This is a genomic window from Leucobacter sp. GX0328 (genome assembly GCF_053567315.1).
In genome coordinates this window covers 634971-661248 of the sequence record NZ_JBSGPC010000001.1, presented here as the reverse complement: position 1 = coordinate 661248, position 26278 = coordinate 634971, and the positions used below count along the sequence as shown (strand labels likewise).

Sequence of the window (26278 nt, the reverse complement as noted above, 5' to 3'; positions counted from 1 at the left end):
AATCGATGTTTGAAACCATAACATATGTTTTTATAGGTAATAATTGCAAACGGGCGCTCCCGAATCACGTTTTGGTTACGATCGATGCATCGGATTCAGTGGCTTCGAAGGCGGGACCTGCCAGAATCGAGGCGTGGCGCATGCCGCACGGAAAGGAGACTCCGATGAACACCATCGCCGCGCAGTCTCCGCCGAGCCGCCTGCGCACCGCGGCATTCGCCCCCATCGGCGAAGAGGGCCGCACCGCGCTCGTCGAATCGCGACTGGTGCAGGCGATCTCGGTCGGCGCGTTCACCGAGGGCGAGAAGCTGCCGAGCGAGAACGAGCTCTCGAGCCTCATGGGCGTGGCCGTCGTGACGGTGCGCGAGGCGCTCGGCACGCTGCGGCACCGCGGTCTCATCGAGACCAAGCGCGGCCGCAACGGCGGCAGCTTCGTGCGGCCGAGCCGCATGGCCGTCGAAGAGGTGAACGCGCGCGCCCTCATGGAGATCCCGCGCGTCGAGCTCTCGGATCTCGGGCTGCACTACGAGGTCGTCTCTGCCGCGTGCGCCGAATACGCTTGTCAGCGCGCGATGGAGGACGAGCTCGACATCGTCCGGGGCATCCTCGAGGCCGCGCGCGGTCTCGAAAGCGACGCCTGGCGCCGACGCATCACCGAGGTGCAGCTCGAGCTCGCCGCCCTCAGCCAGTCGGTGCGCCTCACGCGCGAGCATGTGCGCGTGCAGACGGAGTTCACGCCGCTGCTCGCGCTGCAGGATCTGGACGACGCGGCGCGCGGCGCCACCCACGAACTGCTCGCCGCCCAGATCGCCGCGACGCGCGCGGGGGATGTCGCCGCGGCCCGCGCTTCGGTGCGCGAGAGCGTGCGCGGGTCGATGCGCTGGCTCATCGGATTCCGCACCGAGCTCCTCGCCGCTCCGCAGGGGAGCGATCTTCATGACACACTTGAGGCACGTCGACAGCCGGAGGCGGCGGTCGAGAGCCGGTAGGGGGAGTTGATGACGCTGACGTGCCAGACCCGCGATGAAGCGCTGAGCGGGATGCTCTCGAAGGTCGACGTGTTCTTCGACGGGGTCTTCACGCCGCTCGAAGCGTGGCGCCCGCGGCTCGTCGACGAGCTGCGCGGCGCGGTGGCCTCCGGCCGCCTGACGGGCGCGCAGCTCGCAGCCCTCATCCGCCCCGGTGCCCACGAGGTGCTGTCGGTCACCGAACGGCCCATCTACGGCGCCGGCTACTGCGCGAGCGACGCGGTCGTGTCCGAGGGCAACCCGCTGGCCTGGTGGCAGGGCGAAGACCGCAGCCTGCTCGCCTCCTCGACGTTCGGGCCGGGCCAGGCCGCCATCGACCTCGTGCGCCTCGAGTGGTATCGGGTGCCGCAGGAGACGGGCGAGCGCCATGTCGCAGGCCCCTTCGTCGACTACCTCTGCTCGAACGAGATCACGCTGACCTCGGCGGTGCCGCTCGTCGTCGATGGCGCGTTCTGGGGCGTCGCGTGCGCCGACGTGCTGGTGTCGTCGCTCGAGCGCGCCATGCTCGCCGACCTCGCCGACGTGCCGAACGTCACCCTCGTGAACTCGGGCGGCCGCGTCGTCATCTCGACCGACCCCGACTTCGACACGGGGCAGCGCTACCCGGGCGCCGATGCCGCGGGCGGCGTCGGCGGCGACGGGGTGCGGGTCGCGCGCTCCGAGCGCTACCCGTTCTCGCTCGTCGTGCCCGAATAGGGGCGTTCGAGAGCAGGCGCGCGCCCGAATCTGGTCGGCCGGCTACAGCAGGTGGCGGCCGCCCGACCCCTTGATGCGGTTCACCAGGTTCTTCACGTCTTGAGCGCGGCTCTTCGAAGTGACGAGCAGCACGTCGGCCGTGTCGACGACGACCACGTCGTCCATGCCGACGAGCGCGACGAGCCGGTCGCTGTCCGAGACGACGATGCCGCTCGACGCGTCCGAGAGCACCTGCGCCCCGTCGCCGAGTACGGCGAGGTCGCTGCCTCGGCCGCGGGTGAGCAGGTTCGCGACCGACGCGAAGTCGCCCACGTCGTCCCAATCGAAGTGCGCGGCGACGCAGACCATATTGCCGGCCGCCGCCGCAGGCTCGGCGACCGTGTAGTCGATCGCGATCTTCGGCAGCGTCGGCCACAGGCGCTCGCGCACCGCCGCGGCATGCTTCGTGCCCCACGCGGCGGCGATCTCTCGCAGCGAGGCGACCATCTCGGGCTGCTGCTCGGCCATCTGATCGAGCAGCACGCTCGCCCGCGCGATGAACATGCCGGCGTTCCAGAGATAGCCGCCGTGATCGAGGTAGGCCTGCGCCTGCACGGCGTCGGGCTTCTCCACGAACTCGGTCACGTCGTAGAGGTCGAACGGCGCGATGTCGGTGCGGGCGCCGCCGCACGCGATGTAGCCGAAGCCGGTCGCAGGGTTCGACGGGTGGATGCCGATCGTCGCGATGTAGCCCTGGGCCGCGGCGCGGGCAGCTGCGGCGACGGCGCGCTGGAAGAGCACATCGCCGCGGATGACGTGGTCGGCCGCGAACGAGCCGAGGATCGCATCGGAGTCGCGCAGCTCGAGGATGGCCGCGGCGAGCCCGATCGCGGCCGACGAATCCTTCGGCTCGCTCTCGGTGATGAGGTTCTCGGGCAGCAGTTCGGGCAGCTGGTCGACGACCGAAGCGCGGTGCGCGTTGCCGGTCACGACGAGCACGCGCTCGGGCGGCGCGATCGGGGCGAGCCGCGACCACGTGTCGCTGAGCAGGGAGTCGCCCGAGCCCGTGAGGTCGAGCAGGAACTTCGGGGCGTTGGCGCGCGAGAGCGGCCAGAGCCTCGAGCCGACGCCGCCGGCAGGGATCACGCACGTGAGTCGATCCAACGCGCTGTCTCGCACAGGCATAGCTGAACACATGCCGACCAGACTATCGCGCGCAGGAGGGCGATCGGCTGGATGCGGACATCGGGCGGAACGATCGCGCCAGCGCCCGGGCGGCCGGCATCGGCCCGCCGGCATCGCAATCATCAGATGTTGCGGGGGTGCGGAGCGCAGCCGTGCCGTGCTGGAGCCGGGCGAGAATGGTGCCATAATGGGTCTGCAGCGGATTCTCAGTTACGGTTCGGCGCGCCTCGACGTGCCCGGGCCACGGAACCGCGGCGGCAGCGTCGGGCAGGCCCCGACTCGGCAGGACCAAGGAGGACGCACGTGACAGCCCAAACGGCAGAGGCCGCAGCCGCGCCGAAGCGGAAGAGCCGGCCCGGCGGCACGCTCTACCGCGGCAACGAAGGAATGTGGTCGTGGGTGCTGCACCGCATCACCGGTGTCGCGATCTTCTTCTTCCTCCTCGTGCACGTGCTCGACACCGCCCTCGTGCGGGTCAGCCCCGAGGCGTACAACGCCGTCATGAGCGTGTACAAGACCCCGATCATGGGCCTCGGCGAGGCCGTGCTCGTGGGAGCCGTCGTCTTCCACGCCTACAACGGCATCCGCATCATCCTCGTCGACTACTGGCGCAAGGGCGCGCACCACCAGCGCGCCATGTTCTGGATCGTCATCGCACTGTGGGTCATCACCATGGCCGGCTTCCTGCCGCGCCACCTGATGAACGTGTTCGGGTTCTGAGAGGGGAGACCAGGGATATGACATCGACCATCGAAGCTCCTCGTTCGCAGGCTCCGGCCAAGAAGCGCACCAACTGGGAGAAGTGGGGCTGGATCTACATGCGCGTATCGGGCGTTCTGCTCGTCGTGCTGGTCTTCGGCCACCTCTTCTCGAACCTCATCGCGACGCCCGGCGGCGTGCACGCGATCGACTTCGGCTTCGTCGGCGGCAAGCTGGCCAAGCCCTTCTGGCAGTGGTGGGATGTGCTGCTGCTCTGGCTCGCGCTCATCCACGGCGGCAACGGCATGCGCACCATCGTCAACGACTACGTGTCGCGCACGGGCGTCGCGAAGACCCTCAAGGTGCTGATCTTCCTCGCGGTGGCGCTGCTGATCGTGCTGGGCACCCTCGTGGTGTTCACCCTCGACCCCTGCCCTGCCGGAGCCGACCCCTCGCTCGTCGCCTCCTTCTGCCCGGCGAGCTGACCGGCATCCCGCTCACGGGCTGAGCGGCGCACGCAGTGAACACAGATTTCGAAGAATAGGAAGCACGTGACTACGAACACCCACGAGGGCGAAGAAGTTACCGTCAAGGACGGCGTCACCTACCACCAGTTCGACGTCGTCATCATCGGCGCCGGCGGTGCCGGGATGCGCGCGGCGATCGAGGCGGGGCCGAAGGCGAAGACGGCCGTCATCACGAAGCTCTACCCGACCCGCTCGCACACGGGTGCGGCGCAGGGCGGCATGGCCGCGGCGCTCGCCAACGTGGAAGAGGACAACTGGGAGTGGCACACCTTCGACACCGTCAAGGGCGGCGACTACCTCGTCGACCAGGACGCGGCCGAGATCCTCGCGAAGGAGGCCATCGACGCGGTCATCGACCTCGAGAACATGGGCCTGCCCTTCAACCGCACCCCCGAGGGCAAGATCGACCAGCGCCGTTTCGGCGGTCACACCCGTGACCACGGCAAGGCGGCGGTGCGCCGCGCCTGCTACGCCGCCGACCGCACCGGCCACATGATCCTGCAGACGCTGTACCAGAACTGCGTCAAGCTCGGCATCAACTTCTTCAACGAGTACTACGTGCTCGACCTCGTCATGACCGGCGAGGGCGCGGACCGCCGCCCCTCGGGCGTCGTCGCCTACGACCTCGCCTCCGGCGACCTGCACGTCTTCCAGGCGAAGTCGTTCGTCTTCGCGACCGGCGGCTTCGGCAAGATCTTCAAGACCACCTCGAACGCGCACACCCTCACGGGCGACGGGGTCGGCATCGTCTGGCGCAAGGGCCTGCCGCTCGAGGACATGGAGTTCTACCAGTTCCACCCGACGGGCCTCGCGGGTCTCGGCATCCTCCTCACCGAGGGCGCGCGCGGCGAAGGCGCGATCCTGCGCAACGCTTCGGGCGAGCGCTTCATGGAGCGCTACGCCCCGACCATCAAGGATCTCGCGCCGCGCGACATCGTGGCGCGTTCGATGGTGCAGGAGGTGCTCGACGGCCGCGGCGCCGGCCCGCACAAGGACTACGTCTTCCTCGACTGCACCCACCTGGGCGCCGAGGTGCTCGAGACGAAGCTCCCCGACATCACCGAGTTCGCCCGCACCTACCTGGGCGTCGACCCGGTGACCGAACCGGTGCCCGTCTTCCCGACCGCGCACTACGCGATGGGCGGTATCCCCACGAACGTGCAGGCCGAGGTGCTGCGCGACAACGAGACCGTCGTGCCCGGCCTCTACGCCGCCGGCGAGTGCGCCTGCGTCTCGGTGCACGGCTCGAACCGCCTCGGCACGAACTCGCTGCTCGACATCAACGTGTTCGGCAAGCGCGCGGGCAACGCCGCGGCCGACTACTCGCAGACCGCCGAGTTCACCCCGCTGCCCGAGGACCCGGCCCGCGAGGTGCGCGAGATGGTCGAGCAGCTGCGTACCGGAGGCGGCACCGAGCGCGTCGCCGATCTGCGCCGCGAGCTGCAGGAGAACATGGACCGCGGCGCCCAGGTGTTCCGCACCGACGAGTCGCTCACCCAGGTGCTCGGCACCATCCACGATCTGCGCGTGCGCTACATGAACGTCGGCGTGCAGGATCGCGGCAAGCGATTCAACACCGACCTGCTCGAGGCGATCGAGCTCGGCTTCCTGCTCGACCTCGCCGAGGTGCTCGCGTACACCGCGCGCAACCGCAAGGAGAGCCGCGGCGGCCACATGCGCGACGACTACCCGAAGCGCGACGACGAGAACTATATGAAGCACACCATGGCGTACCTCGTCGGCGACCCGCATTCACCGGACCCCGAGGATCACATCCGTCTGGACTGGAAACCGGTCACGTTCACGAAGAACGAGCAGGGCGAGTTGCGCTACCCGCCGCTGGAGAGGAAGTACTGAGCCATGAGTCACGCCACCGCACCCGCACCGAAGGCCGCTCCCGACGCGCCCCAGCCGTTCACCGTCACCTTCCTGGTCCGCCGCTACATCCCCGAATCGGGGCGCGAGGCGTACTGGGAGGACTTCGACGTCGAGATGTACCCGACGGACCGCGTGCTCGATGCGCTGCACCGCATCAAGTGGGAGGTCGACGGCTCGCTGTCGTTCCGCCGCTCGTGCGCGCACGGCATCTGCGGCTCCGACGCGATGCGCATCAATGGTAAGAACCGCCTCGCCTGCAAGACCCTGATCAAGGACCTCGACATCTCGAAGCCGATCTACGTCGAGGCGCTCAAGGGCCTGCCCCTCGAGAAGGACCTCATCGTCGACATGGAGCCGTTCTTCGACGCGTTCCGCGCCGTCAACCCGTTCCTGATGCCGAACTCGGCACCGGCGACGCCCGGTAAGGAGCGCCTCCAGTCGGCCGAGGATCGCGAGCGCTTCGATGACACCACCAAGTGCATCCTGTGCGCCGCGTGCACGACGAGCTGCCCGGTCTTCTGGACCGACGGCCAGTACTTCGGCCCGGCCGCCATCGTGAACGCGCACCGCTTCATCTTCGACTCGCGCGACGACAACGCGCAGGTGCGCCTCGACATCCTCAACGACAAAGAAGGCGTGTGGCGCTGCCGCACGACCTTCAACTGCACCGACGCCTGCCCGCGCGGCATCCAGGTCACCAAGGCGATCGCCGAGGTGAAGGCTGCGATCCGCACCGGCAAGACCGACTGAGTCAAGGCCCTCACGCCCGCTGCGGCGAGTGCGATAGGCTCTGCCCGTGATGACGCCCCCTGAAGCCCCCCGGCGAGATGCCGAGGCCGCTTCCGGGGCGTCGCTCGTCTCCGAGACCGTCGAACGCGGCAAGGGCTTCTGGGCGTGGGTGCAGCGCACCCGCGCCTGGCGCACCTTCTCGCGCTTCACCGACGTCGGCGGCAGCGTGCTCACCGGCGGCATGAGCTATCAGGCGCTCTTCGCGGTGTTCGCCGCGCTCTGGCTGGGCTTCGGCATCTTCGGCATCCTGCTGCGTTCGCACGACGAGCTCTTCGACACGCTCGTCACGCAGATCAACGGCTTCGTGCCGGGGCTGCTGTCCCTCGACGGCCAACCGGGCGCGGTCGACCCGGCCCTGCTGCTGCAGGCGCGCACGCTCGACTGGACGAGCGCCGTCGCCGGCGCCTCGCTGCTGTGGGTCGCCGTGAACTGGTTCACCGGCACACGGCGCTCGCTGCGGCTCATCTTCGGGCTCGAGGTGAAGCAGTACAGCAACGCGCTGCTGTTGAAGCTGCGCGATCTCGTGCTCGCGGTCGTCTTCTTCCTGCTGATCCTGACCTCGGCGGCGCTCACGGTGGCGAGCACGACGCTCATGTCGGTCATTCTCGACTGGCTCGGTGCGAGCCCCGACAACTGGCTGCTCGGCACGCTCGGCCGGCTCGTGCGCTATGCCGTCATGGTCGCCTTCGACACGCTGCTGCTCGCGATCATGCACCGCTACCTCGCCGAGATCGAGGTGCCGTGGCGGAGGCTGCTCATGGGATGCCTGGTCGGCGGGCTCGCCCTGCTCGGGCTCAAGCTCGGCGGCACGGCGCTGCTCGGCGGGGCGACGAGCAACCCCCTGCTCGCGACCTTCGCAGTGGTGGTCGGTCTGCTGATCTGGTTCAACCTGATCTGCCGCGCCCTGCTGCTCACCTCGTCGTGGATCGCGTGCGGCCTCGACCGCGCGCTCGGGGTGCGCGAGGCCGACCTCGGAACGTCCGATGCGTCCGCCCCGCTGCGGGAGGGCGTCGACGGCGCGAAACCCGACGGGGCGGAGCGGGACTGATCTCCGCTGCCGTTCCGGGGGCGCCGACGCTCCGGATCAGCAGTTCGGCGTCGCGCTGCCGGCGGTCTTGATCGTCTCCCAGGGGGAGACCGCGCCGCCCGGCGTGACGAGGCGGGCCTCGATGACGGCTGTCGCGTAGTCCGTGCCCACCGCGGCCGCGCCCCACTGATCGAGCGGTGCCAGCGCGGGGAGCTGCCAGTAGGTCAGCCAGCTCGGATCGGTCAGCGTCATGAAGCCGGTGGTGAACGCATTGCCCCGCGGGTCGATGTAGACGCCGTCCACGAACAGGGACGCGGGGCTCGCGGGGTCGAAGTCCGGGTGCACCAGTTCGACCGGTTCGCGGCCCGGCGATGTCGCGCGCATCTCGATCGCTCCATAGGCATTCGCGATGCCCCAGAACTCGAAATCCGTGCGGCAGACGAACCCGGTGGTGAGCATCGGATCGACCCAGGGGGTCGGCGGATCGACCGGCGGGACGACGACCGGCTGCTCGGTCTCCCCTGAGCCTTCGGAGTCCCCGGAGCCTCCGGAATCTTCGGGCGCCGGCGGCTCCGGGGGAGCGGCGGTCGACGGGTCGGCGGCGCCCGCCGCTGCGTCGACGACCGCCTTTCCGGGACCACCGGCGTCGCCCACGGGTGCGGCATCGGGTACGACGCGCGTCTCGCGCTCCTGCTCGGACCCGATATCCTGCTGGCCGTCTTCGTCGTCGGTATCGGAGGCGGCGCCGTTCGCGGGCTCGTCGGCGGAGGAGGCCGCGGGCGGCTGGGCGATTATCTCCGACGACGGCGGGCTGGACAGCCAGACCGACGCCGTGACTACCGCTGCGGCGACCGCGATCCCTGCCGCCACGAGCGAGATGCCGCCGAGCCCGATGCCCGCGCCGACGGTGCCCGCTGCGGTCGTGCCCGCTGCCGTCGCGCCCGCGGATACCGAGCCTGCTGAGGCCGTGCCGGCAGAACCCGCCGTTCCGGTCGAGCCAGCCGTGCCGGTCCCTGCGCCCGGGATCGCCGGCAGCGCGGCGGCCATCGCGGCCGTCGGCTGCAGCGTCTGCAGCAGCGCGGCGGCTCCTCCCATGCCGAGCACGATGCCCGCGAGCACGAGGCCGATGCGACGGTTCAGGGTGCCGAACTCGGCGGCGATCTGCGCGCACTGCTCGCAGTGCTCGAGGTGCGCGGCGACCTCGCGGCCCGCCCGCGCGGTGAGCGTGCCGCGCTGGTAGCGCTGCAGGCGTTCGATCGTCGTGCGGCACTCCGCGGCAGCGACCTCGCGGTTCGCGTGCGCCTCGACCCAGGCCGACTGCAGCGCCGACCGGGCTCGCGCCGCGAGCGCCGATGTGCTGTTCGCCGAGAGCCCGAGGTGCTTGGCAGCCTCACGGGGCGGCAGCTGCTCCACTTCGGTGTACCAGAGCGCCGCCTGCCAGCGCGGCGACAGCGTCTCCCAGGCCTCGGCGACGGCGTTGAGGTCGAACGCGTTGTCCTCCCACGGGCCCGCCTCGTGCAGCTCGGGCACGCTCTCGATGTCGGCGTGCATGCGCTCGGGCGAGCGCAGGCGGTCGGCGGCGACCGTCTTGATGACCTGGTACAGGTAAGGGCGGAACGCGCCCTGCGGCCCGCGGCCGTTGCGCACCAGCGTGAAGATCTTCAGATAGGCCTCCGAGACCACGTCCTCGGCCTCGAGGCCGGGGGCGAGACTGCGGGCGGCAACGATCCCTGCCCCGCGGTGCATCTCCCAGAGCTTGGAGAATGCGGCGGTATCGCCTTCGCGGCTGGCGCGGAGGAGCTCTTCATCGGCTCCGGACTCGCTGCGTTCCAAGATGGTCTCCCCGAGAAAAACGCACGCGCATCGTCCGAATGCGCATGCGCGTCGTGCGCGACTGATGCACCGCAACGGGCTGTTCCCGTCGAGTTCCCCCGCTCCAGTATGCGCAATTTTCCTGAAAGTTACACATCGACCGGAAATTTTTTTCAGATCTTGTCAACCGAGCGTCACGAAACGCGAATTCCGCCGTGTTAGAGAGTGCCCGGCTTCTGCCCTGAAGTTCCCCCCTGAACACATCGCGGGGTAGAAGCCGGGTCGGTGCAGCGCGATCTGGCGCTGCGGAGCAGACCTGGGGAAGAGGGTAGTGATGGAACTGCGGAACGAGTCGCCTCGCGGCGCGAGGTGGCGATTGAAGCTGAAGCGCGCGATCGCCGGAGTGGTCGGGTTCGCACTCGCGGCCACCGGAGCGGTCGCGACGTCGAGCGTCGCCTACGCCGCTGAGGGCGACGGCAACACGATCAACTCGATCACCCTCTCCACCGTCTACGACGGCGCCCAGGTGCCGAACGAGTTCGATGACGGCGCGAACAACGGCGTCGTCGCGAACAATGACGTCGTCGGGTTCCGCTGGGACCTGAACGCGACCGACCTCACCGGCGGCGTGTTCGAGCAGACTCTGCCCGAGGGCTGGAGCTGGGACCCGCAGTCGCTCGGCTCGCTCGACAGCTCGAGCAGCGCCTACCAGGCGAGCTACACGCTGTCGCCCGACGGCCGCACCCTCACCGCGACCGTGAGCATCGGGAGCGGCACGGGCAACCCGAGCGTCGTCGGCTTCGGCGTGCTCAAGGCGATTCCGTCGGGCGCGGTGCTGAACGGCAGCGTCTACGAGCCGGAGCTCACCGCATCGGTCGCGGAGACGCAGGTGACCGCGACGACCGGCCCGATCGAGGTGCGCGGCGCACCCCGCGCCGACATCGTGAAGACCCGCGCCGACAACAACAAGAAGTCGACCTTCGACTTCGGCGACGGCGCAGGCGCCGTGCCCGCCCGCTACATCGACTTCCCGATCACAGTGACGGACGCGGCCGGCAAGATCGGCGCGATCGACACCCAGCTCGCGCAGCCCTTCACCATCACCGACAGCTTCGCGCTCGAAGCCCCGAACGGTTTCGCCGACGCAGAGTTCGTCGCGCAGGTCGTGTCGGTCTCCGAGGCGAACGCGAGCGTCGGCATCGAGCAGTCGGGCAACAGCCTGACCCTGACCTACGACGGCTTCGCCCAGGCCCCGACGGCCTCGGCGACCGTGCGCTTCTGGGTGCGCGACGCCGAAGTGCCCGTCGACACCGTCGGCGCGATCAAGCTGAAGAACACCGTCGCCGCGGGCGACGGATGGACGAGCACGACCGGCGGGCCCGTCGCCGAGGAGCCCGCAGGCAACACCGCCGAGGGCACGGTGAACCGACCGCCGGCGCACGGCAACATCTCGCGCGACAAGTCCATCTGGCTCTACACCGACCAGCAGGGCGATTTCTCGATCACCGCCGACCCCTACCGCAAGGGCCAGCCGTTCCAGAACGTCAGCCAGAAAGAGATCTCGCTGGGCAGCGTCGTCGCCTCGCGCACCTCGCTGCGCCCCGCGGTCGACAACGCGACCGGCCAGGCGACGCCCGCGACGAACCTCGTCGCGTACGATTTCTGGAACCCGGCCGAGCAGCAGATCGTCGACGGCGCGAGCATCTACGTCGGCTCGAACAACGGAACCGCCCCGACGGATGCAGCGAACTACACGCTGCAGTACACCTCGGGCACCGACACCGCGAACCCCGAGAACAACACCTGGGTCGACTCGATCGCCGCAGCCGGCGGCGTCGCCGGCGTGAGCGGTGTGCGCATCGCCTACACCGCGGGCGCCTGGGTCGCGCAGAACGGCTACTTCACCGTCGCGGTGCCGCTGAAGATCGTGGCCCCGCTCGGCGCGAGCGTGCAGGATCACGCCCGCTGGTCGTTCACCGACTGGCAGGGCGCGACGCAGACCCCCGCCGTCACGCAGTACGTGAACATCGGCTCGTACCGTCTGGGCCTCGCGAAGAGCTCCGACCGCAGCTCGATCGTGAGCGGCTCGCAGCTCGCCTACACGCTCACGCCCACCGTGCAGCGCGCGCTCGGCGCGATCGAGGACGTCGAGGTGCGCCAGCTCCAAGTGGTCGACACGCTGCCGGCCGGCCTCGTGTCGGTCGACACGAGCTCGCTCCAGGCCCCGTGGCAGGTGACCCGCAGCGGCAGCGCCGAATCGGGCCTCGTACTGACCTTCACCTACGACGGCGTCGTGCGCACCGGCGACACGCTGCCCGAGATCACCTACACCGCCACCACCTCGGTGCAGGCGCCCGCCGACAGCCGCCTGGTGAACACGGCGGTCGTGAGCGCGGAGGGCACGCTGCAGCCCGAGCGGGCGCGCACCGCGACGAACACCGTCACGGTCTACCAGGCCGAGGTCATCACCGAGGAGAAGGTCGTCGTCGGCGAGGAGCAGATCGAGGTCGGCGACCCGCAGGTATCGTGGGAGGGCCGCTGGTTCAACTTCCAGACCGCCTCGCAGGGCGAGAGCCACTTCGTCGACGTGCTGCCCTACAACGGCGACGCGCGCGGCACGAGCTTCTCGGGCACCGCGAAACTCGCGTCGGCGGTCGTGACCGACGGCGCCGGCAACCCGGCGGCCGACGGCTACGGCACGCTGCAGTACACGACGGCCCCCGCGGCAGACGTGTATCAGGCAGCCGCGAACGATGACTCGATCGGCTGGGTCGACGCGACCGGCGTCGACCTCGCATCGATCGACGGCATCACCGCGCTGCGCGTGGTCGTGCACGACTTCGTGAGCGGCGCCGCCGGCACCGGCGGCCTGCTCGTCACGATGGATGTCGCCGGGCAGCGCTCGGGCGACCGCTACGTCAACACGATCAACGGCTGGCTCGGCCACAACGGCGAACTCGGCCGTTCGAACCCGGCCGAGGTGAGCGTAGTGGGCTCGTCGATCAGCGGCGTGGTCTGGGAAGACCTCAACGCCGACGGCGTGCGCGACGCGGGCGAGCCCCTCATCCCGGGCGGCACCGTCCAGCTGCTCGACGCCTCGGGCGCCGTGATCGGCACGGCGCAGACCGCGGCCGACGGCTCGTACCTCTTCGACCAGCTGCACTCGGGCGAGTACCGCACCGTCGTCGACCCCGCATCGCTCGGGTTCGCCGCGAACATGGTCGTTGTCAACACGTACGACCTCGACGGCGATCTGAACAGCGACTCGGGGCCCATCGTGCTCGCGAAGGCCGAGCAGCGCACCCTCGTCGACTTCGGCTACATCACCCGCGTCTCGGATATCGATCTCGAGAAGACCGGGAAGCTCGCGGGCGAAGCGCGCGCGGGCGAGTGGGTCGACTGGTCGTTCACGATCACGAACTCGGGCGAGAACCCGCTGACGGCGGTCGAGCTGATCGACCACCTCGACGGGGTCGTCGACCTCGAGATCCAGTGGCCGGGCGCAGCCGGCGAGCTCGAAGCGGGCGCCAGCGCTCCCGCGACGGCCCGGTACCAGCTGACGCAGCAGGATATCGACCGCGGCTACGTGACCAACACGGCGACCGCGCAGGGCCTCGACCCCAACGAGACCCCCGTCGACGACCCCGCCGACGCCACGGTGACCCTGCCCGAGGGCGGTTCGCTGCAGCTGCTGAAGAGCGGCGAGCTGACGGGCGACGCCGCGGCGGGAGAGACGGTGCGCTGGAGCTTCACGCTCGTCAACACCGGCAATGTGACGCTCACGGGCATCGAGCTGCACGACGATCTCGCCGGCCTCGGCGAGATCGCGTGGGGCGAGTGGCCGGCCGAGCCGTTCGTGCTCGCTCCGGGCGAGCAGGTGCAGGCGACCGCCGACTCGGGCCTGACCCAGGCGCAGGTCGACGCGGGGTGCGCGGTGAACACCGCGAACGCCCAGGCGACCACCCCGGGCGACGCGACAGTGCCCTCGAACGAGGCGACTGCCGAAGCGTGCTTCAGCGCCGCGTCGTCGATCTCGCTGGTCAAGAAGACCAACGGGGTCGAGTACGACAAGGCGCCGGGCGCGCAGCTCACCGTGGGCGACAAGGTCGAGTGGAGCTACGTCGTGACGAACACCGGCGCGACGACGCTCACCGATGTGCGGGTCGATGACGACATGGAGGGCGCCATCGCACCCCCGGCCGGCTTCGACGGCGTGCTGCTGCCCGGCGAGTCGGTGACCTTCACCGCTCACGGAGTCGCGAAGCTCGGCCAGTACCACAACACGGCCGTGGCGACCGGCGAGACCCCGTCGCAGCAGGGCGTGACCGACGACGACGAGTCCTGGTACTCGGCGGCGGCACCGGTGCCCCTCGCGGTCACCGGTGGGCAGCTCGCGGGCCTCGCGGGCGGCGGTGCGTTGCTCATCGCAGCCGGTGCGGTGCTCTGGCTGATGCGCCGACGCCGCGCATAACCCGCAGCGGTCCCAGGGACCGCAGGGATCGACGGTGGCCCACAGCGCCTGTGCGCCGGGGGACCCCGACCGTCCGGNCAGGGATCGATGGTGCCCCCCGGCGCTTGCGCGCCGGGGGCCACCGCTCGTCCGGGTGCATCGTCGCCGGGGCCGGGGCCGGGGCCGGGGCCGGGGCCTTGCCGATCCTTGCCGTGCCAGTTCGCGCACGGCCGCGAACGCTACGATGGTGCCCATCTGACCGTGTTCCGAAGGAGAACTACTGTGTGCGCACGCGTGACCTGTGAAAACTGCAGCAAGCCGACCTGGCAGGGGTGCGGCGAGCATATCGAAGACGCGCTCGCGGGCGTGCCCCAGGCCGACCGCTGCGCCTGCGCGCGCTGAATTCATCGGCGGGCTGATCGAGCCGGCTCGCTGAACTCATCGGCCGGCTGAACTCACCGGCCTGCTGGTCGAGACGGCCCGCTGAGCTCGCCTGCCCGCAGCCGCGCGAACGCCGCAGGCAGCGCATGCGCCGCATCGAGCGCCGTGATCGGTCGGCCCTCCGCCGCATCATCGATGCCGCCGCTCGCGATGCGGGCGGCGGCATCGTGCAGGTGGGCGGCCGCGGCGCCGAGCTCGGCGAGCAGCGCCGGGTCCTGCCGCACCGCATCGGCATGCGCGGCCACGAGCGCGCCCAGCGTTCCCGCGAGCACGTCGCCCGTGCCGGCCGTCGCGAGCCACGCGGTCGCAGGCCCCACGAGCACGGGGGCGGCGCCGGGAGCAGCAGTGATCGTCACCGATCCCTTCAGCAGCACCGTCGCACCGAGCGCCTCGGCGAGCCGGGCGACGCCCGCCGCCCGTGAGCGCTGCGACCCGGCATCGGGCGTCTCCCCGAGGCCTGCAGCGACCCAGAGCCCGGTGAACTCTCCGAAGTGCGGGGTGAGCACCGCGGGCGCGAGCGCCTCTCCCGAGCGCGCGATCTCGGCCGTGAGCCCCAGCGCCCCCGCGTCGACCACCACCGGTGCATCGCCCGTGAGCATCGCGCGCAGCTCGGACGTTTCGGCGTCCGGCCGCGTCGCCGCGTCGGTGCCCGAGCCGATCAGCCACGCGTCGCAGGGCCGCCCGCTCCCCTCACCGAAGACAGTCTCGGGGTGCGCGGCGAGTACGGCGGCGGCGGGGGAGGGCAGGCCGTGATCGGCCCGACGCACTTCGACCGGCGGCACGTAGCGCACCATGCCGATGCCGGCCCGCCAGGCCGCGGCGACGCCGAGTACGGCGGCCCCGGGGTATGCGGCAGAGCCGGTGCGGGCGCCGAGCACTCCGCGACGGTATTTGTGGTCATCGGCGCCGGGCACGCGCAACCAGGCGGCGGTACGCGTCTCATCCCAGCGGGCCGGCACGGTTACGCGTCTCCCTGCAGACCCTCGAACAGCGCCCGCACCGCAGCCTCTACGCGCGAAAGGGCCGCCTCGGCCGCGGCGCGCCGCTCGGCCGCCGTGCCCGTGTCGCTGAACGTGTCGAGATACACCTTCAGCTTCGGCTCGGTGCCGCTCGGCCGCATCATGATGCGCGAGCCGTCGACCAGGTCGAATCGCAGTACGTCGGCGGGCACCTCGGCAAGGCCCGGCTCGAGCAGATCACGCACCTGCTCGACCGCGACGCCCGCGAATGCGCTCGGCGGGCTCTGCCGCACCCGCTTCGACAGCGCGCTCGCCGCGGCCATCGACTCGAGGCGCAGCGTGACCTGCGTGCTCGCGAAGTGGCCGAATCGTTCGCTCGCCTCGTCGAGCAGGTCCCACAGCGTGCGGCCCGTCGCCTTGCACTCGCGCGCCATCGCGATGGCATCGGCGCTCGCCGAGATACCGTCTTTATCGCGTACGACCGCGGGGTGCGTGAGGTAGCCGATGGCCTCCTCGAACCCGAAGATGAGGTCGGGCACCCGCGACACCCATTTGAACCCCGAAAGCGTCTCGGCGTAATCGAGGCCGTAGGCGTCGGCGACGACGCGCAGCGCGGGCGACGAGACGATGGTGCAGGCGAGCGCGCCGCGCGGCTCGACGCCCGCGAGCTCGGCACGTACCCGTTCGCGTTCGGCGGCGCGCCAGCCGAGCAGCAGACCGAGTTCGTTGCCGCTCAGGCGGCGGTAGCCGCCGGCATCGCCGGGGCTCGTACCGGGCGCCGGAGCCGCGATCGCGAGCCGGTCGGCGTCGGGGTCGTGAGCGACGATGAGTTCGGCGCCGAGCGCCTCCGCGTCGCGGAACGCCAGATCGAGGGCGCCGTGCTCCTCCGGATTCGGGAACGCGACGGTCGGGAAAGCACTGTCGGGCCGATCTTGTTCGGCGACCGGATGCACCGCGGGCAGCCCGGTCGCGGTGAAGACGCGGCGGGCGATATCGGCGCCGACGCCGTGCATCGCGGTGTAGACGATCTCGAGGTCCTCGGTGAAGCCGATCGCGGTGCCGGGCGCTGCCGGCTCCTGCGGCAGGCCCGCCAGCACGGCCGCAGCGGTGAGCGCCACGTAGCGGTCGGCGACTTCGCCGCCCGCCGTGCGATAGGCGTTCGAGCGCGGCAGTTCGGCGACGGGCCCGGCCGCGGCGGCGCGCTCGATGCAGGCCGCGATCTCGGCATCGACCGGCGGCACGATCTGCGAGCCCGCGTCGGCGTCGCCCAGGTAGACCTTGTAGCCGTTGTCCTGCGGCGGGTTGTGGCTCGCGGTGACCATGATGCCGGCCGAGACGCCGAGCTCGCGCACGGCGAATGCGGTGAGTGGGGTCGGGCCGGCGACGGGCAGCAGCGTCACGGCGATGCCCGCGGCGGCCATGACCTCGGCGGCGTCGCGTGCGAAGACGTCGGAGTTGACGCGGCCGTCGTAGCCGATGACGACCGACGGCGGCGTCGCACAGGCTCCGGCTGCGGCACGATCGTGCAGGTAGGCGGCGAAGCCCGCGCTCGTCTGCGAGACGACGACCCGGTTCATGCGGCGGGGGCCCGGGCCGATCTTGCCGCGCAGACCGGCGGTGCCGAAGGCGAGGCGGCCCGAGAAGGCATCGCGCAGCTCGTCGATCGAGCTCTCGGAGCCGGTGCGGGCGAGCGCCACGAGGTTCAGCGCGGCGCTGCGGGTCTGCGGGTCGATGTCGAGCTCTGCCCAGGCCTCGGCCTGTGCGATCAGATCATCGAGCGCGGCGAGTGCAGCCATAGCCGGTTCCTCATCCCTCCCCGGGGACAGCCGGGTCGTTTCAAGCTATCACTTGAAACCGCGCCCGCCTATCACGTGCGGCGCCGGTGTCGCGGCTCGGTCGTGTCACGGGTGCGCAGCGGCAGCCGCAGCGGCAGCCGCGCTGCTGCCGCGCTGCTGCTGCGCTGCTGCTGCGCTGCTGCCGCGCTGCTGCTGCCGCCCGGTCGCAGCGGTCATGCCGCCCCTGCACCCGCGCGCTGCCGCCTGCCGAGTTCGAGCGCGTTGTCGGCCTCGAGCCTCGCCTGCAGCTCGGCGACGAGCAGCGCGAAGTGCTCGTTGCAGTCGGCGATCTCGGCTCCCAGCGCCCGTTCGGCCGCGTCGGAAGGCCGTGCCTCGAGCTCGAGCGCAGCATCGCGCACCCGGTCGAGCTGGAACGCGATGCGGGCGACGTGCTGCAGCACGTCCTCGTTGTCGCCGGTGGTGGTGAGAAATTCGGCCCAGCGGCTGAGCGCCTCCGAGAGCGATCTGCGCTCGGTCGCGACGGTTTCGCGCAGGGCGTGCAGTTCGGCGGCGAACTCGGGCGACGCCTGTCCGGCGACGGCCTCGGGGAGCCGCCGCGGCACGATCACCCCGTGCGCGATCTCGCTGCGGTCGTCGTCGGCGATGGCGTGCAGAAATTCGACGATCGCGATGCGGTTCACCGGCGCCCAGCGCTTCGCGGTCGCCCGCGCGACGAGCGAGCGGAGCACGAGCGTGGTGAGGAAGAACGACACGAAGCCCGCGGCGAGCCCCGAGAGGATGACGAGGTTCTGCCAGAGGCCGGTCGCGACATCGATCCACACGATGATCACGATCATGAGCGCTCCGCCGACGAACGAGGCGATCTTGAGAATGCGCTGGCGATCCTCTTCGCGAATACGGGTCACGGTCTGCTCCTTCTCGAACCGGCTGTGATTGCCGCCCACCATAGCGCGGAATCATGCCGCGCGGCGCGGCCTGCGGGGTGTCGCGTGCGGGTGCGGCTCCGTGCCCCCGGAACGTCTGCGGGACATCCCAGGCAGCATGTGCCAGGATACCCGGTATGGGTATCGGAGTCAGGTTCGCGCCGCTGATCGTCGCCGCCGCGCTGCTGCTCTCGGGCTGCGCCGCCGGGACCGGAGGGGCAGCGGGTGCTGACGGCCCCGAGAACTCTGACGGCCCTGCTGCGCCCGCGGGCGCGCTGCCGTCGCCGGCCGACGCGCTGCAGCAGCTCGGGCTTTCAGGCGACGACCCCCGAGGCATCGTCGACGCGCTCGACGCGCTGCCCCTCGCCGAGCGCCCCGACGATCTCATCGTCTCGGTGCTGCCCGATGCACTGCGCGTGCAGCCCGACCAGCCCGACGAGCTCGTGCTGCCGCTCGAAGCGGGCGAGTTCTATCTCTCGATCGCCCCCTACAGGGATCAGACCCACCCCTGCACCTTCCACAGCCTGACGACGTGCGTCGGCGAGATGCGCTCGGCCGAGGTCGGGCTGCGCATCACCGACGCCGCGACCGGCGAGCTCATCGTCGACCGCCGGACCCGCACCGCCGACAACGGCTTCGTCGGCGTGTGGCTGCCGGCCGACCGCGAGCTCGAGGTCGAGATCACGGCCGAGTCGGCCGCCGGCACCGAGGCCGGGCGCACGACCGTGACGACGGGTGCCGGCGACCCGACCTGCCTCACGACGATCCGCCTGACCTGACCTGACCTGACCTGGCCTGGCCCTGACGTCGCCTGGCCCTGACGTCGCCGGCCCGGCCCTGACCTCGCCGGCCGATCCCTGTCGACGCACCCGCGAATGCCCGAATATGTGCGTAATCCCGCCCGCATTCTGCACTTTTCCCCGCACTCGGCGCGGAAGCTCGGTGCGAAGGCTCGGCGCGGAAGCTCGGCGCGAAGGCACGGGCGGAGGGCCAACCGCGCGGCTACAAGGTCCCCGCTCACCCGGCGAGCGTCAGCCGCACCGACTCCAGCTGCTCGACCCGCGTTGGCGCGACGTGCACCGTGACGAGCTCGTCGGCGTCGGCGTGCGCGGCGAATTCCGCGAGCTCGGTGCGCACGCGCTCGGGCGACCCCATCGCCGTGAACCGCAGCATGCCGCGGATATCGCGGCCGGCGGGCGTATCGAACAGCGCCGAAGCCTCGTCGTCGGTGAGTTCGCGCTCACGGCCGCGCGACAGGAACGAGCGCACGCGGGCCAGCTCGCTGCGGGCGAAGAGGGCCTCGGCGGCGGCGTCGTCGGCGGCCGCGACGACGTTCACCCCGGCGCTCACGTAGGGCTCGGGGTGCGCCTCGCTCGGCACGTAGTGGCTGCGGTAATAGGCGACGGCCGAGGTGAGCTGCTGCGGCGCGAAGTGCGAGGCGAACGAGTAGGGCAGGCCGAGCTGGGCAGCGAGCGAGGCGCCGAAGAGGCTCGACCCGAGAATGGTGAGGGGCACGCGGGTGCCGTGCCCCGGGTAGGCGTTCACGGCAGTTCGGGGCAGATCGTCCGAGAGGTAGCGCTGCAGCTCGATGACGTCGCTCGGGAAGCTGTCGGCGGCCTCCATCGTGCGGCGCAGCGCGCGGAACGTCGCCCCGTCGGTGCCGGGCGCGCGCCCGAGTCCGAGGTGGATGCGGCCGGGGTGCAATTCGGCGAGCGTGCCGAACTGCTCGGCGATGACGAGCGGGGAGTGGTTCGGCAGCATGACGCCGCCGGCGCCGAGGCCGATCGTCTCGGTGTGCGCCGCGATATGGGCGATGAGCACCGAGGTCGCGCTCGACGCGATCGAGGGCATGTTGTGGTGCTCGGCGTACCAGATGCGCTCGTATCCGACCTGTTCGGCGAGACGGGCGACAGCGAGCGAGTGCGTGAAAGCGTCGCGTATGGTGCCGCCGGCCTCCACTGTCGCGAGATCGAGCAGGGACAGTTTCAGGGCAGCCATGCGAAGTGCAACCGGGGTCCGGTCCCGGGTATTCCGTTCGCCCCGAAAACGATCGACGCCCCTGCCCGGCGCGGGTGCTGCGCGGGCAGGGCATCTCGTCAGGGATCGCCCTGGGCGCGCCTCGGTTTCTTACTCCGGGTCGACGATGCTGAGCAGCACGTGCCCGTTCGGCACGGTCTGGCCGACCGGCGCGTCGATGGACTGCACGACGCCGCTGCGGTGCGCGTAGATGGACTGCTCCATCTTCATCGCCTCGAGCACGACGACGAGGTCGCCCTCGGCGACCGTGTCGCCCTCGGCGACGGCGAGCTTCACGACAGTCGCCTGCATCGGCGTGGTGACCGAGTCGCCGGCCGCGGCCGCGACGCCGGCGCCCTTCGCGCGCTTCGGGGCGGGGCCGCGGGTGACCTCCTGGTCGACGAGCGGCAGCAGCGTCGCGGGCATGACGACCTCGATGCGGCGGCCGTCGGCCTCGACGACGACGGTCTGACGCTTGGCGTCCTGCAAGAGCGGGGGCACCTCGCCCTCCCAGGCGTCGATGTCGTTCACGAACTCGCTTTCGATCCACAGGGTGTAGACGCCGAAGCGGCCTTCGGCGGCGACGAAGGCGGGATCCCTGACGATCTTGCGGTGGAAGGGCAGCACGGTGGGCAGCCCCTGGATCTCGAACTCGTCGAGGGCGCGGCGGGCGCGCTCGAGCGCCTCCTCGCGGGTGGCGCCCGTGACGATGAGCTTGCCGAGCATCGAATCGAATGCGCCCGAGACGACGTCGCCCGAGACGACGCCGGTGTCGACGCGCACGCCGGGGCCGAGCGAGGGGCGGAACACGGTGACGGGGCCGGGGGCCGGGAGGAACCCGTTGCCGGGGTCTTCGCCGTTGAGGCGGAACTCGAACGAGTGGCCGTGCGCGACGGGGTCGGCGTAATCGATGACGCCGCCCTCGGCGATGCGGAACTGCTCGCGCACCAGGTCGATGCCGGTGACCTCTTCGGAGACGCAGTGCTCGACCTGCAGGCGCGTGTTCACTTCGAGGAACGAAACGGTGCCGTCGCGGGCGACGAGGAACTCGCAGGTGCCGGCGCCGACGTAGCCGACCTCTTTCAGGATGGCCTTCGACGACGAGTAGAGGCGCTCGATCTGCTCGTCGGTGAGGAAGGGCGCAGGCGCCTCTTCGACGAGCTTCTGGTGGCGGCGCTGCAGCGAGCAGTCGCGCGTCGAGACGACGACGACGTTGCCGTGGGCGTCGGCGAGGCACTGCGTCTCGACGTGGCGGGGCTTGTCGAGGTACTTCTCGACGAAGCACTCGCCGCGGCCGAACGCCGCGACGGCCTCGCGGGTGGCCGACTCGAAGAGCTCGGCGACCTCGTCGCGCTCGTAGGCGACCTTGAGGCCGCGGCCGCCGCCGCCGAACGCCGCCTTGATGGCGATGGGCAGGCCGACCTCGTCGGCGAACGCGAGCACTTCGTCCGCGTTCTGCACGGGGTCGCTGGTGCCCGCGGCGAGCGGGGCGCCGACCTTCTCTGCGACGTGGCGCGCCGACACCTTGTCGCCGAGCTGCTCGATCGCCTCGGGCGAGGGGCCGATCCAGGTGAGACCCGCGGCGATGACGGCGCGGGCGAAGTCGGCGTTCTCGGCGAGGAAGCCGTAGCCCGGGTGCACTGCGTCGGCGCCCGAGCGGCGGGCGACGCCGAGGATCTTCTCGACGACGAGGTAGGTCTCGGCGCTCGTGGTGCCGTTCAGGGCGTACGCCTCGTCGGCCAGGCGGGCGTGCAGAGCATCCCGATCCTGGTCGGCGTAGACGGCGACCGAGGCGATACCGCTGTCTGCGGCGGCGCGGATGATGCGGACGGCGATCTCGCCACGGTTGGCGATGAGCACTTTACGAATACGCGACATGAGAACCAGCCTATTCCAGGTCGGGTCGCTCGCCTTGGATATACGTCACAAACCTTTCGAGAAATCGTTGCCGGAGTCCACTACGGAGCGTCGTTCGCGGCGCGACAGGGATCGCCGACCCATGAGGCCCTGCTGAGAGGTCTCGCTGCGACGCCACGCTGCGAGGCCCCGTGCGGCGCCCTCAGCACGGCCCCCGGGCGCGCCCCGTTAGACTGGATGCGTGGTGAATCCAGAGATCCAAGGCCGGGTATACCCGCCGACCGCCCCGTATCTTGTCGGCCGCGAGAAGGTGCGCGAGTTCGCGCGCGCCGTGCTCAGCGAGTCGCCGCTGCACCTCGACCCCGAGGCCGCGCGCGCCGCGGGCTTCGCCGACGTCATCGCTCCGCCGACCTTCGCGGTCACGGTGCAGGAGGCGACGCTGGCCCAGCTGCTCGCAGACCCCGAGGCCGACGTCGACTTCACCCGCGTCGTGCACGGCGACCAGCGCTTCACGTACACGCGCCCCATCGTCGCGGGCGACGAGCTCACCGCGACGCTCACGATCGCGGCGGTGAAGCAGCTCGGCGGCCACTCGATGGTGACCGCCTCGAGCGAGGTCGTCGACGCGTCGGGTGCGCACGTGGTGACCGCGATCTCGACCCTCGTGGTCCGCGGCGAGGAATAGGGATCGGGAGACAGACATGACTGCAGCACCGGATTTCGCAGCCCTGAGCGTCGGCGACGTCGTCGCCGAGCGCGAGCTCGTCTTCACCCGCGACCGCCTCGTGCGCTACGCGGGCGCCTCGGGCGACTTCAACCCCATCCACTACCGCGACGACGTCGCCCAGTCGGTCGGCCTGCCCGGCGTGCTCGCGCACGGCATGCTCACGATGGGCGCCGCCGGCTCGGTCGCGACCGACTGGCTCGGCGCCGCGGGCTGGGTCAAGGACTACCAGTCGCGCTTCACGCGCCCCGTGCCCGTCGACGCAGCCGACGGCGCAGCGGTCACGATCACGGCGACGGTCGGCGCGCTCGACGCCGATGCGCGCACGGCGCGCATCGATCTGAAGGCCGTCTTCGACGGCTCCACGGTACTCGGCAAGGCGCAGTTGGTGGCGGCGTTCGCGTGACCTCCGCAGACGCCTTCGACGCAGCGGCCGCCGGCGCCCTCGAGAGCACCGCGCGCCTCGCCGACCTCACGACGATGCGCGTAGGCGGCCCGGCCGATCGACTGCTCGTCGCCCGCACGCGCGATGAGCTGATCGCGCACGCGACCGAGCTGTGGCGCATCGACGAGCCGTGGCTGCTGCTCGGCGGCGGGTCGAACACGGTCGTCTCGGACGAGGGCTTCCCGGGCACGGTGCTGCTGGTGCGCACCTCGGGCATCGAGGCGGTCGACGACCCGGCGCTCTTGCCGGGCACGCTGCGGCTGCGCGTCCAGGCCGGGCACGACTGGGATGCGCTCGTCGCGGAGTGCGTCGAGCGCGGGCTCGTGGGCCTCGAAGCGCTCTCGGGCATTCCGGGGCTCGCGGGGGCGGCTCCGGTGCAGAACATCGGAGCGTACGGCGCCGAGCTGTCGGACGTGCTGCACTCGATCGAGTTTCTCGACGCCGGCACCGGCGAGGCGATCACGATGACGGCGGCCGAGCTCGAGCTCGGCTATCGCGATTCGGTCATCAAGCAGGGCCTCGAGGGCGTGGTGCTCTCGGTCGACCTGGTACTCGTCGACGGCGGCCAGGGTGCCCCGGGTGCTCCGGTCGGTCGCCGCCGCGGGCGCCACGGCGCCGACGAAGCAGGCGGCGCGGGCGCGGGCGCCGACCGCACCGGCGCCGAAGCCGGGGCGCTCTCGGCCCCGATCGCGTACGCGCAGCTCGCGAAGGCGCTCGGCGTCGAGCTGGGCGCGCGCGTGCCGGTCGCCGATGTGCGCCGCGAGGTGCTGCGCCTGCGCGCCTCGAAGGGCATGGTGCTCGACGCCGACGACCACGACACGTGGAGCTCGGGCTCGTTCTTCACGAACCCGATCGTGTCGTCGGGGTTCGCGCGCACGCTGCCCGAGGACGCCCCGCGCTTCCCGATCGACGATGTCGAACCGGCCGCTGCGGTCACCACCTTCGAGGAGCTCGCCGCGGGGCAGCCGCTGCGCGTGCCCGAAGCGGCGCGCGAGACGCGGGTGAAGCTGTCGGCGGCGTGGCTGATCGAGCGCGCGGGAGTGCCCCGCGGCTTCCGCCTGCCCGGCTCGGGCGCCGCTATCTCGTCCAAGCACACGCTCGCGCTCACGAACCGCGGCGGCGCGACGGCCGCGCAGGTGGCCGAGCTCGGCCGCTTCGTGGTGCAGCGCGTGCAGCAGGAGTTCGGCGTCGTGCTCGTGCCCGAACCGAACCTGTACGGCCTGGAGCTGTAGCCGGGGTCGGTCGGGGCATCGGCCGCGGCGCGCGTTCGCGGCCGGGCCATGCAGAAGCCAGGAGAAGCGCAGGTATGAGGGTACAGATCGTGGGCCGCGGCCGCATGGCGACCGCGCTCGAGGCGGCGCTTTCAGGGCGTTCGGGGGTCGACCTGCTGCCGCTCGCGGGTCGCGGCGCCGACGGCACGGTCGCAGGCCCGGGCGTCGGCGCGGTCTCGCCAGGGATCGCTGCGCGCACCGGCACCGAGCCTGTGCAGACCGAGACCGAGACCGAGACCGAGACCGGGACCGGGACCGGGACCGCTGGCTCCGCACGCGCCGACGTCGTCGATGTCGTGCTGCTCGCGGTGCCCGACGCCGAGATCGAGCGCGCCGCCCGTGCGATCGTGCCGGGCCCCCTCGTGGGGCACCTGTCGGGGGCGACGGGCATCGGCGCGCTCGCACCGCACGAGGCGTTCGCCGTGCATCCGCTCCTCACCGTCACGGGGCCGGGCACCTCGTTCGCCGGCGCCCACGCCGCGGTCGACGGCTCGACGGACCACGCGCTCGCCGCAGCCGAGGCGCTCGCACGGCTGCTCGGGCTCGAGACGTTCCGCATCGCCGACGCAGACCGCGCCGCCTATCACGCGGCCGCGTCGGTCGCCTCGAACTTCTTGCTCGCGGTCGAGCACTTCGCCGGCCAGCTCGCCGAGACGGCCGGGGTGCCGCGGGCGGCGCTCGTGCCGCTCGTGCGCGAGACCGTCGAGAACTGGGCCGAGCGCGGCGCCGCCGACGTGCTGACCGGGCCGATCGCCCGCGGCGACGAGTCGACGGTCGCGCGCCAGCGCGCGGCGGTCGCCGAGCGGATGCCCGACCGGCTCGCACTCTTCGATACGCTTGCCGAGGCGACGCGACAGCTCGCCCGAGAGGGAGCCCGATGAAGATCGTACGCACGGTCGCCGAGCTGCGAGCGACCATCCGCGAGCTGCGCGACGCATGCCGTCCGCACCACGGGGCACCCGGCGAGCCCGCGGGCGAGGCGCCGCAGGTCGGCCTCGTGCCGACGATGGGCGCGCTGCACGAGGGGCATCTCACGCTCATCCGCGCGGCGCGCGCCGAGAACGTCGTCGTCGTGGTGTCGATCTTCGTGAACCCGAAGCAGTTCGACGAGGCCGCAGACCTCGACGCGTACCCGCGTCAGGAGGCCGACGACGCCGCGCTCGCCGCGAGCGCCGGCGCCGACGTGATCTTCGCGCCGACCGCCGACGAGCTCTACCCGGCGGGCTTCGCGACGACCGTGAGCGTGCGCGGTACCGTCGCCGAGACGCTCGAGGGGGCGGCGCGCGGCGGCGCGCACTTCGACGGCGTCGCGACCGTCGTCTCGAAGCTGCTCATCGCGGCGCTGCCCGACCGGGCGTACTTCGGGCGCAAAGACGCCCAGCAGCTCGCCGTCGTCGAGCGCATGGCCGCCGACCTCGGGCTGCCCGTGACCATCGTGGGCTGCCCGACGTCGCGCGACGACGACGGGCTGGCCCGTTCGAGCCGCAACGTCCGCCTCGATCAGGCGGCGCGGCGGAAGGCGCTGGCGATCCCCGGCGCCCTCGATACCGCGGCCCGTCGGGTCGCGGGGGGCGAGCGCGACCTCGCGGCCCTCGGCGCCGAGCTCGAGGCCGGGCTCGCAGAGGCCGGGCTGGGCGTCGACTACGTCGCGTTCGTCGACCCGAAGAGTTTCGAGGCGGCTACCGCCCCCGACGGCCCCGTGCTGTGCGCGATCGCGGCGCGGGTCGGCGAAGTGCGCCTCATCGACAATCACATGCTGAACGTTGGAGACTGAAG

General features: G+C 71.2%; 21 protein-coding genes. 14 read left to right on the top strand and 7 right to left on the bottom strand.

From position 1 onward, the window contains the following. Window positions 1-164 precede the first annotated feature (164 nt). Window positions 165-989, top strand: a complete 825-nt coding sequence (locus ACUYTF_RS02930; protein ID WP_434140844.1) for a GntR family transcriptional regulator — start codon at window positions 165-167, stop codon at window positions 987-989. A gap of 9 nt (window positions 990-998) precedes the next feature. Further along, a complete protein-coding gene (locus tag ACUYTF_RS02925) occupies window positions 999-1724 on the top strand; it encodes a hypothetical protein (protein ID WP_434140845.1) in 726 nt (241 codons plus the stop codon). Window positions 1725-1766: 42 nt separating this feature from the next. On the opposite strand, the gene ACUYTF_RS02920 is transcribed toward ACUYTF_RS02925, so the two are convergent. After that, window positions 1767-2888: a sugar phosphate nucleotidyltransferase gene (locus ACUYTF_RS02920; RefSeq protein ID WP_434141662.1), complete on the bottom strand. Its 1122-nt coding sequence runs from the start codon at window positions 2886-2888 to the stop codon at window positions 1767-1769. A gap of 303 nt (window positions 2889-3191) precedes the next feature. On the opposite strand from ACUYTF_RS02920, the gene sdhC reads away from it, so the two are divergent. The 5 genes from sdhC (at window position 3192) to ACUYTF_RS02895 (ending at window position 7829) form a co-directional block, all read left to right on the top strand. Beyond that, complete coding sequence (sdhC, locus tag ACUYTF_RS02915) at window positions 3192-3608, top strand: succinate dehydrogenase, cytochrome b556 subunit (protein WP_434140846.1); 417 nt, start codon at window positions 3192-3194, stop codon at window positions 3606-3608. A 17-nt stretch (window positions 3609-3625) separates the two neighbouring features. Then, complete coding sequence (locus tag ACUYTF_RS02910; protein WP_434140847.1) at window positions 3626-4072, top strand: succinate dehydrogenase hydrophobic membrane anchor subunit; 447 nt, start codon at window positions 3626-3628, stop codon at window positions 4070-4072. Window positions 4073-4138: 66 nt separating this feature from the next. Then, window positions 4139-5971, top strand: a complete 1833-nt coding sequence (sdhA, locus tag ACUYTF_RS02905) for a succinate dehydrogenase flavoprotein subunit (RefSeq protein WP_434140848.1) — start codon at window positions 4139-4141, stop codon at window positions 5969-5971. 3 nt (window positions 5972-5974) lie between these two features. After that, window positions 5975-6742, top strand: coding sequence for a succinate dehydrogenase iron-sulfur subunit (locus ACUYTF_RS02900; protein WP_434140849.1), 768 nt, complete (start codon window positions 5975-5977; stop codon window positions 6740-6742). A gap of 49 nt (window positions 6743-6791) precedes the next feature. Next, window positions 6792-7829: a YhjD/YihY/BrkB family envelope integrity protein gene (locus tag ACUYTF_RS02895; RefSeq protein ID WP_434141663.1), complete on the top strand. Its 1038-nt coding sequence runs from the start codon at window positions 6792-6794 to the stop codon at window positions 7827-7829. A 36-nt stretch (window positions 7830-7865) separates the two neighbouring features. On the opposite strand, the gene ACUYTF_RS02890 is transcribed toward ACUYTF_RS02895, so the two are convergent. Then, window positions 7866-9641 (bottom strand): sigma-70 family RNA polymerase sigma factor, encoded by a 1776-nt coding sequence (locus tag ACUYTF_RS02890; RefSeq protein WP_434140850.1) that lies wholly within the window; start codon window positions 9639-9641, stop codon window positions 7866-7868. Between the two features lie 355 nt (window positions 9642-9996). On the opposite strand from ACUYTF_RS02890, the gene ACUYTF_RS02885 reads away from it, so the two are divergent. Then, window positions 9997-14091 carry a DUF7507 domain-containing protein gene (locus ACUYTF_RS02885; RefSeq protein WP_449279314.1) on the top strand — a complete coding sequence of 1365 codons (4095 nt, stop codon included), beginning with the start codon at window positions 9997-9999 and terminating at the stop codon, window positions 14089-14091. Window positions 14092-14525: 434 nt separating this feature from the next. On the opposite strand, the gene ACUYTF_RS02880 is transcribed toward ACUYTF_RS02885, so the two are convergent. The 3 genes from ACUYTF_RS02880 to ACUYTF_RS02870 all read right to left on the bottom strand — a co-directional run bounded on the left by ACUYTF_RS02880 (window position 14526) and on the right by ACUYTF_RS02870 (window position 18171). Further along, complete coding sequence (locus ACUYTF_RS02880) at window positions 14526-15470, bottom strand: NAD(P)H-hydrate dehydratase (RefSeq protein WP_434140853.1); 945 nt, start codon at window positions 15468-15470, stop codon at window positions 14526-14528. Between the two features lie 2 nt (window positions 15471-15472). Beyond that, window positions 15473-17266 (bottom strand): phospho-sugar mutase, encoded by a 1794-nt coding sequence (locus tag ACUYTF_RS02875; RefSeq protein WP_449279313.1) that lies wholly within the window; start codon window positions 17264-17266, stop codon window positions 15473-15475. 212 nt (window positions 17267-17478) lie between these two features. After that, complete coding sequence (locus ACUYTF_RS02870; RefSeq protein WP_449279312.1) at window positions 17479-18171, bottom strand: hypothetical protein; 693 nt, start codon at window positions 18169-18171, stop codon at window positions 17479-17481. Between the two features lie 155 nt (window positions 18172-18326). Here ACUYTF_RS02870 and ACUYTF_RS02865 point away from each other — a divergent pair, with 155 nt between their 5' ends. After that, entirely contained in the window at window positions 18327-18968 is a 642-nt protein-coding gene (locus ACUYTF_RS02865; RefSeq protein ID WP_449279311.1) for a CueP family metal-binding protein, read from the top strand. Window positions 18969-19206: 238 nt separating this feature from the next. Here ACUYTF_RS02865 and ACUYTF_RS02860 read toward each other — a convergent pair whose 3' ends face one another. Then, complete coding sequence (locus ACUYTF_RS02860) at window positions 19207-20187, bottom strand: MsnO8 family LLM class oxidoreductase (protein ID WP_434140859.1); 981 nt, start codon at window positions 20185-20187, stop codon at window positions 19207-19209. A gap of 129 nt (window positions 20188-20316) precedes the next feature. Further along, the gene (locus ACUYTF_RS02855) at window positions 20317-22083 is read right to left on the bottom strand and encodes an ATP-binding protein (protein ID WP_434140861.1); all 1767 of its coding nucleotides are present in this window, start codon (window positions 22081-22083) and stop codon (window positions 20317-20319) included. A gap of 220 nt (window positions 22084-22303) precedes the next feature. Between ACUYTF_RS02855 and ACUYTF_RS02850 the strand changes: the two genes are divergently transcribed. From ACUYTF_RS02850 to panC, 5 genes are all read left to right on the top strand, one after another. Then, window positions 22304-22747: an FAS1-like dehydratase domain-containing protein gene (locus tag ACUYTF_RS02850; RefSeq protein ID WP_434140862.1), complete on the top strand. Its 444-nt coding sequence runs from the start codon at window positions 22304-22306 to the stop codon at window positions 22745-22747. A gap of 16 nt (window positions 22748-22763) precedes the next feature. Then, the gene (locus ACUYTF_RS02845) at window positions 22764-23192 is read left to right on the top strand and encodes a MaoC/PaaZ C-terminal domain-containing protein (protein WP_434140864.1); all 429 of its coding nucleotides are present in this window, start codon (window positions 22764-22766) and stop codon (window positions 23190-23192) included. A gap of 74 nt (window positions 23193-23266) precedes the next feature. Then, on the top strand, window positions 23267-24463 hold the full coding sequence (locus tag ACUYTF_RS02840) for an FAD-binding protein (RefSeq protein WP_434141664.1): 1197 nt from the start codon (window positions 23267-23269) through the stop codon (window positions 24461-24463). Window positions 24464-24537: 74 nt separating this feature from the next. Next, entirely contained in the window at window positions 24538-25383 is an 846-nt protein-coding gene (locus ACUYTF_RS02835; RefSeq protein WP_434140866.1) for a DUF2520 domain-containing protein, read from the top strand. Further along, the gene (panC, locus tag ACUYTF_RS02830; RefSeq protein WP_434140868.1) at window positions 25380-26276 is read left to right on the top strand and encodes a pantoate--beta-alanine ligase; all 897 of its coding nucleotides are present in this window, start codon (window positions 25380-25382) and stop codon (window positions 26274-26276) included. The genes ACUYTF_RS02835 and panC overlap by 4 nt, the downstream gene beginning before the upstream one ends. Window positions 26277-26278: the final 2 nt, after the last annotated feature.